The organism is Janthinobacterium kumbetense (assembly GCF_023703445.1).
Classification (GTDB): Bacteria; Pseudomonadota; Gammaproteobacteria; order Burkholderiales; family Burkholderiaceae_D; genus Janthinobacterium; species Janthinobacterium kumbetense.
The window spans coordinates 157,517-170,821 of sequence record NZ_JAMQGR010000003.1 but is presented as its reverse complement, the minus strand read 5'-3'; the positions used below and the strand labels follow the sequence as shown (position 1 = coordinate 170,821).

6 protein-coding genes are annotated in these 13,305 nt (G+C 61.0%); 4 read left to right on the top strand and 2 right to left on the bottom strand.

Annotated elements, in window-relative coordinates; all coding sequences use genetic code 11:
* Window positions 1–26 precede the first annotated feature (26 nt).
* A complete protein-coding gene (locus tag NCG91_RS11655) occupies window positions 27–1,865 on the bottom strand; it encodes an ABC transporter substrate-binding protein (protein WP_251349814.1) in 1,839 nt (612 codons plus the stop codon).
* Window positions 1,866–2,244: 379 nt separating this feature from the next.
* On the opposite strand from NCG91_RS11655, the gene NCG91_RS11650 reads away from it, so the two are divergent.
* From NCG91_RS11650 to NCG91_RS11640, 3 genes are all read left to right on the top strand, one after another.
* Window positions 2,245–2,553, top strand: coding sequence for a hypothetical protein (locus NCG91_RS11650; RefSeq protein ID WP_251349813.1), 309 nt, complete (start codon window positions 2,245–2,247; stop codon window positions 2,551–2,553).
* 330 nt (window positions 2,554–2,883) lie between these two features.
* A complete protein-coding gene (locus NCG91_RS11645; protein ID WP_251349812.1) occupies window positions 2,884–5,553 on the top strand; it encodes a TonB-dependent receptor in 2,670 nt (889 codons plus the stop codon).
* Window positions 5,554–5,910: 357 nt separating this feature from the next.
* The gene (locus tag NCG91_RS11640; protein WP_251349811.1) at window positions 5,911–8,757 is read left to right on the top strand and encodes a TonB-dependent receptor; all 2,847 of its coding nucleotides are present in this window, start codon (window positions 5,911–5,913) and stop codon (window positions 8,755–8,757) included.
* Window positions 8,758–8,834: 77 nt separating this feature from the next.
* Here NCG91_RS11640 and aroG read toward each other — a convergent pair whose 3' ends face one another.
* Window positions 8,835–9,899 carry a 3-deoxy-7-phosphoheptulonate synthase AroG gene (gene aroG, locus NCG91_RS11635; protein ID WP_285817118.1) on the bottom strand — a complete coding sequence of 355 codons (1,065 nt, stop codon included), beginning with the start codon at window positions 9,897–9,899 and terminating at the stop codon, window positions 8,835–8,837.
* A 507-nt stretch (window positions 9,900–10,406) separates the two neighbouring features.
* On the opposite strand from aroG, the gene NCG91_RS11630 reads away from it, so the two are divergent.
* Complete coding sequence (locus NCG91_RS11630; RefSeq protein ID WP_251349809.1) at window positions 10,407–13,253, top strand: TonB-dependent receptor; 2,847 nt, start codon at window positions 10,407–10,409, stop codon at window positions 13,251–13,253.
* Window positions 13,254–13,305 lie beyond the last annotated feature (52 nt).

Genomic DNA, 13,305 nt, shown 5'->3' with positions numbered 1-13,305 from the left:
TGATTCCTTGTTGTTATAAGCCGCGCTTATTTTTTAGCAGAATCGGCAACAGGCGCCACAGGCGTGCCCGTGCTGTCGATATCCATGTACGCCCATTCCTGGAACAGGATCGGGTGCTTCTTGTAGCCCTGCACCGACTTTTGCGCCAGCATGTTGCGGTAGCGCGCGTAGCCGATCAAGGCGCCCGCATTGACTTCCAGGCGGCGCGCCATCTTGTGGAACAGCTCGTCGCGCTCGGGGCTGGCCGGCATGGCCTGGCTGGCCGCGTACCATTTATCGTACTCGGGGTCCTGGTAGCAGCCATTGTTGTTCTGGTGCGTGTTCGGGCCGTAGAACAGCTGCATGAAGTTGTCGCCGTCCGGATAATCGGCCAGCCACGGCGCCGTGCGCGTCTGCATCTTGCACTGCTTTTCCGTCTTGAGGATGTCGGAGAAGATCATGCGGTCGTTTTCCATGCGGATGCCCAGCGAGTTGTACGTCTTGCGCCACATTTCCGCCTGCAGCACGCCATTGGCTTCGTTGCGCGAAGCGTAGCGGATCAGGAGCGGCTTGCCGTCAGGCAAAGTGCGCCAGCCATCGGCGCCCTTCTTGTAGCCGAATTTATCCAGCAATTTATTGGCCAGCACGGGATCGTATTGCAGCAGGCTCTTGTAGTGCGGATCGTAGCCGACGACGCCGGGCGGTATCGGATAGTCGAGGCGCTTGGCCTGGCCATTCCAGATGATGCGGATTTCTTCATCGATATTGTGCGCCATGGCAATGGCACGGCGCAGCGCGATCTTTTCCTTGCTGAAGCCGCCGAGGGTGGGGTCTTCCATGTTCCAGTAGTAATAGCTGATCTCCGGGTCCAGCAAGCGCGACAGTTGCACGCCCTTCTCCGCCAGTTCGGGACGCAGCTTGCCGTTCAGCAATGCTTTCGGCGCCAGCGGGCCGTCGAGCCAGAACACGTCCGTGCCGCCGCTCTGGAAGGACAGCCAGCGCGACTGGTCTTCAATCATCACGGAAATTTCGATGCGGTCGATGGCAGGAATGCGCTTGCCCTGCATCTGGCGCACGATGCGCTGGTCGTCCGGGTCGTCGCCGGCCATGAAATTCCACGTTTCCGGCAAGTGCTGCGGGTTGCGGTTGAGGACGATGCGGTTGCCGCGCGTCCATTCACCGAGCGTGTAGTAGCCGGTGCCGACGGGATTCGAACCCACTTCGCCCTTCACGTCGCCGTACTTGTCCACCACTTCGCGCGCCACGGCGGCCGTCGGCACGTAGGCGAGGATCATGGGGAAGTTGAAATCCGTCTTGGTCAGCGTGATGCGCAAGGTGTACGGGTCGAGAATTTCCAGGCCGGCCACCTTCTTGTTGAAGTCCAGCTTGTTCGCCTTGGCCGCTTCCTTGGCCAGGTCGTCCAGCCCCACTACCTTGCCTTCGAACAGCCAGCTGTGCGGCGAAGCGAGGCGCGGGTCGAACAATCGTTTCCACGAATACACATAATCGGCCATCGTCAGTTCGCGGCCCTTGCCGCCGAACGCCGCATCGGGCGTGAACAGGATGCCTTTTTTCAGGCGGATGGTGTAGGTCTTGCCGTCGGCGGACACTTCCGGCATGGCGGCGGCCGCGCCGGGCACCACCTTGACGGGGCGCGCCAGGTAATCATAGGTGTACAGGGTGTCGAAGACGGCCTGCGTGATGTGGTTCGAATACAGGTCGCGCGCGGTGGCCGGATCGAAGCCCGTCTCGGCGGCCGGCAAGATATAGCGCAAGGTTTTGACCGGCGCGGCCGCGGCGCTGGGGGCATCGGCGGCAACGGCCGCCAGCGGCAGGGTGGCCAGGCAGGCGAGCAGCGCCACGCGCCGCATCCATGGTGACTTCATGTAATACCCTTCATCTCGATTATCTGTCGCACCGTATTGGTGCGCTTGTACTGGCTTCCCCCTGGGATACAGGATTCCACCGCCAAAACCAGTCCATCCTCGCAAGATCTATGCCTTGTTCATCGCCAGCCCCGTCCGCATGCAGGCGCGCTGGAAAAAGGCGTAACGATAACGCATATTTTGTTCCCGGGCAAAAAGCCGCAGTGCTGGCGTGACGGGCAGCCACGGCTGCCTGCCGTGCAGGGGAAATCTTCCGCAGCGCAACAAAGACCGGTCGCCACCATGAAAAAACGACTTGGCAGTAACCATTACCGCACCGAATGACGACAGTTTTTATGGCAGTACGGAAAATATACGGCGCGGTGCAACATTAAAATAATTGCAAATATTAAAACAAGTCGGCGCCCTGGGCCTGGCCGTGGGCGCGGAACACTGCCGCGACAAGCTCGACAATCCATCGTTGTCGGGCACGGAAGACGGCTCCATCCATTCCACCTATGTAGCCGCCAGGGGCGACAGCAAGGTGTCGGCCGTGTTCCTGGAAGTGCTGGCGCCCGTGATCAAGATGGTGGAATTGTCCGGCGCCTTGCGTGACGACAAATACGACCGTTTCTCGTCGACCACGCCGAAACTGGGCGCCAGCGACAATTTCTTCCAGCGTCCGCTCAGGCTGCCACGCACAGCCTGAACATCCGGCAGGCACAAGTCACTATCGCCATGCCATCCACACCAACGCCAGCTGCACTGCAGCGAGCGTTTTTTTATTTTGCGCACGAGGGGGGATGGCAGCCTCGTCAAAAATGCGGCACAAAATGCACCTTCTTTGTTCTAAATCAGTACCTCTGATGCACTGCGTTGTTTAGGCACACAAACCTGTTTGCCACGTTGACAAGGACTTTTGCAGCTCATTACAGTGAATCTCTTGAAAAGATATAAATACTTTTCAATGTTCTCGGTGCGCCAACCAGCGCGGCCGTTCTTGCCCTTCTAGCCAACCGCTTTTCCAGGAGTCTTGAACATGATCAGAGAAACACGCTTGTCCCGTTCCATCCGTTTGATCTGCGCCAGCGGCCTTGCCGCCGGCCTGCTCAGCCAGCAGGTGCTGGCGCAAGAAGTCAGCGATACCAGCAGCATGCAACGCGTCGAAGTCACCGGTTCCTCCATCAAGCGCCTCGTCTCGGAAACGGCGACACCCTTGTCCATCTTCAAGGCCGAGGATTTTGCCAAACAGGGCTTGACGACGGCCCAGGAAGTGCTCAGCAAGATCCCCTCGAATGCGTCCAGCATGGGCAGCGGCAATGCCGTCGGCGGCAATACCAGCGGCTTGCCCACGGGCGGCCAGGCCAGCGCCGACTTGCGCGGCCTGGGCGGCGACAAGACCCTGGTCCTGCTCAACGGCCGGCGCATCGCCAACCATCCGTATGACGGCGCCAGCGTCGACCTGAACATCATCCCCATCGCCGCCCTGGAACGGGTCGAAGTGCTGCGCGACGGCGCCTCGGCCATCTACGGCACGGACGCCATCGGCGGCGTCATCAACTTCATCACGAAGCGCTCCGTCAACGTCACGAATATCACCGCCGAGGTCGTCGCGCCTGAACACAAGGGCGGCGGCGAGCACCGCATCAACCTGTCGACGGGTTTCGGCAAGCTCGACACGGACGGCTACAATATTTTCGGCGTGGTCGACTACCACAAGCAAAATGTGCTCACGTCGCAGGACCGCGATTTTTCCAAGACCGGCATCATTCCCGAGCGGGGCCTGTCGCTTACCAGCGGCACCACCTTCCCTGGCAACTACTTCGATGCGGCGGCCAATGGCGGCAAGGGCCTGGCCGGCAATCCGTACGCGGCCAACGGCTGTCTGCCACCGCTGTCGGTGGCGGCCGCCAACGGCACTTGCCGCCAGGATTACACGCGCCAGATCGACGATCTGCCCGCGCAAGAGCAAGTGGCCTTCTTCGGCAAGGGCGCCGTCAAGCTCGGTGGCGGCCACCTGGCCACGGTGGAATATCTGCATTCGGAAAACAAGGTGAAAGCACGCACGGCGCCGCCGCCGCAAACGGGCTTGATCTTGCCCATTAGCAGCAAATATTATCCGGGCAAGGCGGGCGGCGTGCCGGCGCAGCCGGGCTTGTCGGGCCAGCCCCTGAGCGTCAACTGGCGCCCCGTGGAAGCGGGCCAGCGGCAGATCGATTCGGACGGCAAGGCGGACCGCCTGGTGCTGGCTCTCGAAGGCGAACTGGCGGGCTGGGATTACAAGACGGGGCTGAGCCACGCGATCAGCAAATCGTCGGAGAAATTTACGGGTGGCTATGTGCAGGATGCCTCGTTCGCCGCCGGCGTGCTCAATGGCATCCTGAACCCGTTTGGCGTGCAGGATGCGGCCGGCAAGACTTATCTGGACAGCACCGCCCTGCGCGGCGAAGTGCAGAACGCCAAGGTCACCACCACGGGCTTCGACCTCAAAGGCAGCCGCGACCTGATGCAACTGGCCGGCGGCCCGCTGGCGATTGCGCTCGGCGGCGAAGTACGGCGCGAAAAGGCCGACTTCAACGTGAACCGCGACATCGCCGGCCAGGCCACCAGTTCAGGCCTGTCCGGCTCGCTGTCGAAGAGCGGTTCACGCACGATCCAGGCCGTCTTCGGCGAAGTTAACTTGCCGCTGATCAAGGACCTGGAAGTGCAGCTGGCCGCGCGCTTCGACCATTACAGCGACGTGGGCAGCACCACCAATCCGAAGCTGGCCCTGCGCTACCAGGCCAGCAGCGCGCTGGTGCTGCGCGGCTCGGCCAGCACGGGTTTCCGCGCGCCCACGCTGTTTGAAAAGAATGCGCCGCCGTCGAAGAACGATACCAACGATAGCTACGACGACCCGATCCTGTGCCCCGGAGGCGTACCGCAACCGGGCGCCAATCCCCTGCGCGATTGCGACTTGCAGCAATTCAAGCTGCAAGGCGGCAATGAAAAGCTGAAACCGGAAAAATCCACCACCTTCGCCTTTGGCCTGGTGCTCGAACCCATCAAGGAAGTCACCGTCGCCGTCGATTACTGGAACATCCATTTGAAGGACAAGATTTCGTCCCTGCCCGAACAATCGATCTACGGCAACTATGAAAAATACAAGGCCTTGTTCCTGCGCAATCCCGACGGTTCGCCCTACGCCATCCTCGACCTGAACGACAACCTCGGTGAAGTGAAGACCGACGGCATCGACGTCAGCCTGAATGCGCGCCTGGGACGCGGCGCGTATGGCGATTTCAGCGTGTCGGTCGACGGCACCTGGACCCACAAGTATGACTACCAGAACGAGCGCGGCGGCGAATTCATCGCCAACGTGGGCCGCTACGCGGATAACAATCCCGTCTTCCGCTGGAAGCATACGGCGGCGCTGAACTGGCGCATGGGCAACTGGGGCGCCACCGTGTCGCAATCGTTCAAGTCCGGCTACACGGATCAGAACCAGGTGGATCCGCAGTACCGCCACGATGTGCCGTCCTACAGCCTGCTGAACGTCTCCGGCAGCTATGCGTGGAAGGGCTTGCTGCTGACGGCCGGCGTGAAAAACCTGTTCGACAAGGAACCGCCGTTCTCGAACCAGGGCACCTTGTTCCAGAAAGGCTATGACCCGCGCTACACGGACCCGATCGGGCGCGCCTGGTACTTGCGCGGCAGCTATACGTTTTAAGGGGGAATTGCGGGAAACGAGATCAGACGGGCAGCGCTGGCAGGCATTTGCCAGCGGAAGCAAAGACGGCGCCATCAGCGATGATGTGCGCCGTTTTATTTTACGCATCTGAGCAAGTCTGACAAGGGTTCACGATATTTTATTGCTGAAGGATTATAAAAAAAACAGGAAAATGTTGCATTTCGTCCAAAAAGTCCGCACGAAATTGACAATCTGAATCGTGAATGTTTTGATGAGGCCCAAGAAAATTTACAGAATTTTCGTTGGTCAATTTTGAAATAAGCAAATAAATTGTCAGCAAGCAACATGTTATTTCAAAATAAATGCCATCTTTATCACAATAACAAGGAATTTCAGATGATGATAGAAAATGTAATATCGCGGTCGCTGCGCCTGATGTTTGCAGGCGGCATGGCCCTGAGCATGCACGCCGCGTATGCGCAAGAAACAACAGATGGCACCATGCAACGCGTGGAAGTCACGGGTTCGAGCATCAAGCGCATCGCTTCCGAAGCGTCGCTGCCGGTGCAGTCGTTCAACCAGAAAGACATCAAGAAAACCGGCGTTACCACGGTTACCGATTTCATCCAGCAAATTCCTGCAATGCAGGGCTTCTCCGTGGCCGCCGATTCGGTGGGCGGCGGCGGCGGTGGCGTCACCACGGCCTCGATCCACGATATCGGCGCAGCCTACACGCTGGTGCTGCTGAACGGCCGCCGCTTAGCGCCATCGAATTCCGGCACCACCATCGACCTGAATTCGATCCCACTGTCGGCCATCGAGCGCGTGGAAGTGCTGACGGACGGCGCCTCGGCCCTGTATGGCGCCGACGCCATCGCCGGCGTGGTCAACTTCATCCTGAAAAAAGGCACATCGCCGCTGGAAATCAATGCCAAGTACTCGCGCCCTGAAGAAAAAGGCGGCGCCAGCAATTCGATTTCGATCAGCAAGGGCTTCGGCGATATCGACGAAGACGGCTACAGCATCTTCGTGTCGGCCAGCCACGACGAACAAAAATCGCTGAAAGCATCGCAGCGCAGCTTCGCGAAAAGCGGCATCATCAATTTCAACGATCCGAAGACCGGCAAGGCGCTGCAATTCATCAACGGTTCCTCGCGTTCGTCGGCAGCCAATGCCGCAGCCACCTACAACCGTACCGATGCAAACGGCAATGTGGTGATCAACCCGGAAACCAAAAAACCATTCGTCGATACCGTCAACCTGGCCAATCCGTATGCACTGGCCCATGGCGGCAAGTGCGCGCCTGGCAATATGGACTTCTACGGCGATGGCAACTGCTATTTCGACTCGCCGTCGACCATTGAAATCAATCCCGAATCGAAGCGCGACTCGCTGTTCAGTTCGGGTACCGTCAAGCTGGGCAAGACCGGCTGGCAAGGTTTCTACGACTTCGCCTACACCGAAGCGAGCATCAAGGCCAGCATCGCGCCGTACCCAGCCGATTTCTCCATTTCCCCGAATTCGCCCCTGTTCAGCAAATACATTGCCTCGCAGTTGAGCCCGTCGCAGCTGGCCAATGCTGTGAGCGGCGTCGCCAAGTACCGCCTGTCCGAAATGGGTAACCGCGTGTACGACTACGGCAACAAGGCAACCCACCTCGTCGGTGGCGTGGAAGGCAGTGCATTCGGCTGGGATATCAACACGGCCGTGACGTACTCGAAAAACAAGCAGACGCAGGACTACGTCAGCGGCTTCCCGCTGTCCGACAAGTTCAACGCCCTGCTCGACGCCGGCACTATCGACCCGTTCGCCTACCCCGTGGGCGCCATGCCGGACACCATGCGTCAAGCCCTGCTCGGTACTGGCTTCAGCGGCACCTACAACACGCAAACCGTGGAAATGAAGGGCGTCGACGGCCGCGCTTCGCGCCCTGTGTTCTCGCTGCCGGGCGGCACCGCCATGCTGGGCGTGGGCGCCGACTACCGCAACACCTCGTTCAAGATGCAACAGGCGGATGTCGCCAAGCAGGCGCAAATCCTGTTTGACAATGCGCAAGTCGACAGCGAATACGCACGCGACAACGCTGGCGCCTATGCCGAGCTGATGCTGCCGATTTCGAAAAAACTGGAAGTAACCGGTTCGGTGCGTTATGACCAGATCGGCGCCATCGACGACAAGCTGACGGGCAAGACGGTAGGCAAGAAAGAAAACGCCACCACCTGGAAAATCAGCGGCAAGTATTCCGCGACCAAGAGCCTGATGTTCCGCGCCGCTGCCGGCACCGGCTTCCGCGCCGCCAGCATGCAGGAAATCGCCGGACCGCTGGAAGACTGGGGCGTCACGGGCGGTAACTACCAATGCCCATTGACGGCGGCAAACGGCATGGGCGGTCACCCGCTGGCCAGCTATTGCAGTGGCGTTGGACGCCAGCAATTCGAAGCCTTCCAGGGCGGCAATCCTGAACTGAAGCCGGAAACGTCGAAGCAATGGAGCATCGGTACCGTGTTCGAGCCGATCGACAGCCTGTCGATGTCGTTCGACCTGTGGAACGTGGAAATCCGCGACCAGGTCACGGCCGTCTCCGAAGGCTTGATCTTCAACAATCCAGCCAAGTATGCCAACCTGTTCACCACCAAGCACATCACCTCGACAGGCCTCGACGTGCTGGCCATCAAGCTGCTGCCGATTAACATCGGCAAGGTGGAAAACCGCGGTATCGACTACGACTTCACCCACAAGATGAAGTTGCTGGACGGCCGTCTGACGAGCCGCCTGATGGGTACCTACCTGCTGCGTTCGCGCTACACGACGCCGGGCACCGATGATCAGTGGGAAACCAGCCTGAATCGCTACGGTTCGAACGACAAGGTCAGCTTCCGCAACATCATCCGCGCCACCACCTCGTATGAGACGGCCAAGTTCACGCATACGCTGAGCGCCAGCTACCGCAATGGCTACACGGACAAGGAACAGACGGTCGACGATTGCGCCGTGATCGTCGCAGGCAGCCCTGGCGAATGCTATGGCATCCAGCTGGAAGTGCCGAGCTACACCACCTTCGACTTCCAGACGGCTTACCGTCCTATGAAGAACGTGGAAATCACGGGCGGCATCCTGAACCTGTTCGACCGCAATCCGCCGTTCACCCTGCGCAACACGGGTTCGCATCAAATTGGCTACAACCCATCGTACTCGAGCGCCCTGGGCCGCCAGTTCTACCTGAGCGGTTCCTACAAGTTCTAAGCTGATTGCATCGGCTGAAAACTGAAAAAGCCCGGAAAGCTTAGCTTTCCGGGCTTTTTTTCATGCTGCGCGCCACCTTATTCCGCGTCGCCCTGCAGGCGGCGCTGCCTGACGGCCGCCGCCAGGTTTTCCAGCACGGCCACGCTGGCGCTCCAGTCGATGCAGCCATCCGTGACGGACTGGCCATAGATCAGTTCCTTGCCCGGAATCAAATCCTGGCGGCCCGCCACCAGGTGCGACTCCACCATCACGCCGACGATGCGGCCATCGCCACCGGCCACCTGGCTGGCGATATCGGCACACACGGGAATCTGGTTTTCCGGTTTTTTCGAGCTGTTCGCATGCGAGGCGTCGATCATCAGGCGCGCCGCCAGGCCTTGCGCGGCGATCGCCTTGCACGCCTCGTCCACGCTGGCCGCGTCATAGTTCGGGGTTTTTCCGCCGCGCAAGATGATGTGGCAATCCTCGTTGCCGTTGGTCGAAACGATGGCCGAGTGACCGCCTTTCGTGACGGACAGGAAATGGTGCGGCTGCGAGGCGGCCTTGATGGCTTCCACGGCGATTTTCACATTGCCATCCGTGCCATTCTTGAAGCCGACCGGACAGGACAGTCCCGACGCCAGCTCGCGGTGCACCTGCGACTCCGTCGTGCGTGCGCCGATGGCGCCCCAGCTGATCAGGTCGGCGATGTATTGCGGGCTGATCACGTCAAGGAACTCCGTGCCGGCCGGCAAGCCCAGCTCATTGATATCGCGCAACAGTTCGCGCGCCATGCGCAAGCCGTCGTTGATGCGGAAGCTGTTGTCCATGTACGGGTCGTTGATCAGGCCCTTCCAGCCCACCGTGGTGCGCGGTTTCTCGAAGTAGACGCGCATGACGATTTCCAGTTCGCCCGCGAAACGCGTGCGTTCCTTGACCAGCAGGCGCGCATATTCCATCGCCGCCTTGGTGTCGTGGATGGAGCAAGGCCCGATCACCACCATCAGGCGGTCGTCCTGGCCATGCAGGATACGGTGCAGGGCAATGCGGGCGCTGGCGGCAGTCTGTTCGGCTTGCTCCGAGCAGGCAAATTCGCGGATCAGGTGGGACGGCGGGGTCAGTTCCTTCATTTCGCGAATGCGCAAATCATCGGTGCGGGGCATCATTTTCTCCAAAATTTAAGGAAGGGTAAAACATCTGGGTAAAAAAAAACCGCCATCAGTGGCGGTTTTTTAGAATTTGCTGGGATCTCGTTTTGCTGCTACGTGAACCGACCGCTACTCCACCGCCTTTGGGTTGGAATTGCTAAAGTAAAAATAAGCGGTAAAAAAGTGGCGAGCGAACATGCGAGTCATCCGTAAGTGATGAACGACTATAAACCTAAATTGCAAGGGTTGGCAAGCATATTTGTCGGCAAAGCCGCATGCCGCTGCCGTTTTACACTGCATAACCCGCAAAAAAGCATAAAAAGTTGCGCGCTGTGAATCTCGCCGCGACTCTGCATCCCCGCGCCACCGTTGTGCCCGTCGTGGCAACCACGCCACGCCAGCCATTCTATCGACGACAAGCGGGACACTCCTTGATCCAGGTCTAGTCCCGGCGTCGCCGCACGGACAAAACTCAAGGACGTATCGACGACCTTTGACTGCCTGACCTTTCCGGAGAACCGCATGATCCCTACACCATCCTTGCATTCCGCTGCCTTTTCACCACCCAGACTGGGCCTGGCACTGGCCAGTGCACTGCTGAGCCTACCCGTCCTGGCGCAGGACGCCGCGCCGATTGCGCGCGTGGAAATCACCGGCTCGAACATCCGCCGCGCGCAGGCGGAAACGGCGTCGGCCGTGCAAACCCTGAGCGCGGCCGACATTGAAAAATCGGGCAAGTCCAGCGTGGCCGAACTGCTGCAGACCCTGGCCGTCGACAACCAGGGCTCCGTCCCCACCACTTTCGGCAACGGCTTTGCCGCCGGCGCCTCCGGCGTGTCGCTGCGGGGCCTGGGCACGGCCTCGACCCTGGTGCTGCTGAATGGCCGCCGCGTCGCGCCATATGGCCTGGCCGACGACGGGCAGAAAGTGTTTTCCGACCTGAACATCATTCCCCTGGAAGCCGTGGAACGGGTGGAAATCCTCAAGGATGGCGCCTCGGCCATCTATGGTTCGGACGCCATCGCCGGCGTCGTCAACGTGATCCTGCGGCGCGACTACCAGGGCACGGCCATCAAGGGCAATTACGGCAAGACGAAGGAGTGGGATGGGCGCGACGCGCGCGCCGCCATCACGCACGGCTTCGGCGACATCGACACGGACCGCTACAACGTGTTGCTGAACCTCGAGTATAGCGAAAAGGCCGCCATCTGGAACCGCGACCGGGCCGGTCGGGGCGCCGTCGGGCGCAGCGACTTGCGCGACCTGGGCTTCAGCGCGCAGGAAACCCTCAGCGGAGCGGGCGCCATCACCACCAACAATGCGGCCGGCAGCGCCGTCAACGGCAATGTGCGCAATCCCGACACGCTCGACTACTACAACCGCGGCAACCTCGCTGGCGCGGGCTTTACGCGCACCTTCCCCGGCGCCGCCTGCGGCAATTTCACGACTCACCCGCAGGGAGATCCGGGCGGCGGCTGCCTGACCGATGCCGCGCAGCAATATGGCCAGATCCAGCCCAAGCAAAAGAACATCAATTTCTTCGGCCGCGGCGCCTGGCAACTGACGCCGGAGCTGCAGACGTATGCCGAGCTGAATCTGTATCACAGCGAATCGCACTCGGCCACCACGCCCTCGACGGTCAGCGGCTCGGTCGGCTATCCGGGCGGCCCCGTCAGCAATGCGGGCGTGTCGCTGGGCGCCGCCCACCCGGACAATCCGTATTTCGGCACGGCGGCGCGGCTGCGCTACCTGGCGGCCGACGTGGGGCCGCGCCTGTCGGAAGTCACATCCACCTTCATGCGCTTTGTCGCCGGCATCAAGGGTAGCGTGGCGGGCTGGGATATCGACAGCGCCCTGCTGTACTCGCAGAACAAGGTGTCGAACGACCTGGACGGCTACCTGCAGCGCGACGTCGCCTTCGCCCTGCTCAACCCGAGCGCCACCAATGTGGAGCGGGCCAGCCTGAACCCCGCGTATGCGGCCCTGCCGTCCGGCAGCCTGTGGCGCATCGCGGAAAACGCGGGCCTCAATTCGCGCGAGCTGTACGCGGCCCTGTCGCCGCGCATCTCGAACGACGCCAAGACGCATATCGCGCAGATCGACTTCAAGGCCAGCCGCGAGGTGGCCAAGCTCGACGGCGGCGCCCTGGGCATGGCCGTGGGCGCGGAATTCCGCCACGAATCGACGGAACTCAAGCCCACCACGGGCACGGAACGGGGCAACATCATTGGTCTCGGCTATTCCGCCTACAAGGGCAGCCGCAACGCCTCGGCCATCTATGCCGAGGTGCTGGCGCCCGTGCTGAAGAGCGTGGAACTGTCGGGCGCCCTGCGCGCCGACCATTTCACCGACGTGGGCAACTCCTATACGCCGAAAGTGGGCGTGAAATGGACGCCCGTGCGCGAACTGGCCCTGCGCGGCACCTTCGCCAAAGGCTTCCGCGCCCCCAGCGCGGCGGAAAACGGCGTCGGCGGCCTGGCCGCGTTCTCCACCGCCAGCGATCCGCTGCGCTGCGCACTGGGCGTGGAAGCGGCCTGCGATCCGGCTTCCATCGCCGTCATCACCTCGCCCAATCCGAAGCTGTCGCCCGAACGTTCACGCAGCTATTCCGTGGGCGCCGTGTGGGACCCGCTGCCGCGCACCAGCATTTCCGTCGACCTGTGGCAAATCCGCCGCAAGAATGAAATCAACCAGGAGCAAACGGATACGGCCATCGCCGAAGGCCATGTGGCGCGCGACCCGTCGACGGCCACCGGCATCGCCGGCGATCCGGGCGCCATCACGGCCGTGCTGGCCAATTATGTGAATTCGGCGCAAACGACGGTGCGCGGCATCGATATCGACGCGCGCCAGCGCTTCAGCCTGGGCAGCGACTATGGCAACCTGGTGTTCGACTTGAAGTGGACGCATCTGTACAAATGGCTGCGCACGGAACAGGACGGCACGCAGCGCGATTTTGCCGGCACGCATGGCAATTGCGACGTGTCCAACTGCATGGGCACGCCGGACGACCGCATCAACCTGGGCGCCACCTGGGAACGCCAGAACTGGCGCGTCACGGCCAACGTCAACTACCGCGCGCCGCTCGATAACCTGCTGTTCAAGAATGACCCGGACGGCTGCGCCACGCACTTCGCCGACGGCACGGACGCGCCGCGCGGCTGCCGCATCGCCTCGTTCACCACGGTGGATCTGACGGCCCGCTGGCTGGCCACGCCCAAGCTGGAAGTGTTTGCCACAATACAAAACCTGTTCGACAAGATCGCCCCGCTCGATCCGCTCACGTATGGCGCCACGGGCTACAACCCGCTCGACTACGCGGGCGCGGCGGGACGCTTCATCAGTGCGGGGGTGAAGTACAAGTTCTGAATTTCGTCATATTTTCAACGTATCAGGCGTTTCAGGAACCGTAGCGAGCAAG

What these genes read in the sequence shown, in the direction of transcription:
- NCG91_RS11655 (WP_251349814.1), bottom strand. Translation starts at nt 1,865, where the DNA reads ATGAAGTCACCATGGATGCGGCGCGTGGCGCTGCTCGCCTGCCTGGCC.
- NCG91_RS11645 (WP_251349812.1), top strand. Translation starts at nt 2,884, where the DNA reads ATGATCAGAGAAACACGCTTGTCCCGTTCCATCCGTTTGATCTGCGCC.
- NCG91_RS11640 (WP_251349811.1), top strand. Translation starts at nt 5,911, where the DNA reads ATGATGATAGAAAATGTAATATCGCGGTCGCTGCGCCTGATGTTTGCA.
- aroG (WP_285817118.1), bottom strand. Translation starts at nt 9,899, where the DNA reads ATGCCCCGCACCGATGATTTGCGCATTCGCGAAATGAAGGAACTGACC.
- NCG91_RS11630 (WP_251349809.1), top strand. Translation starts at nt 10,407, where the DNA reads ATGATCCCTACACCATCCTTGCATTCCGCTGCCTTTTCACCACCCAGA.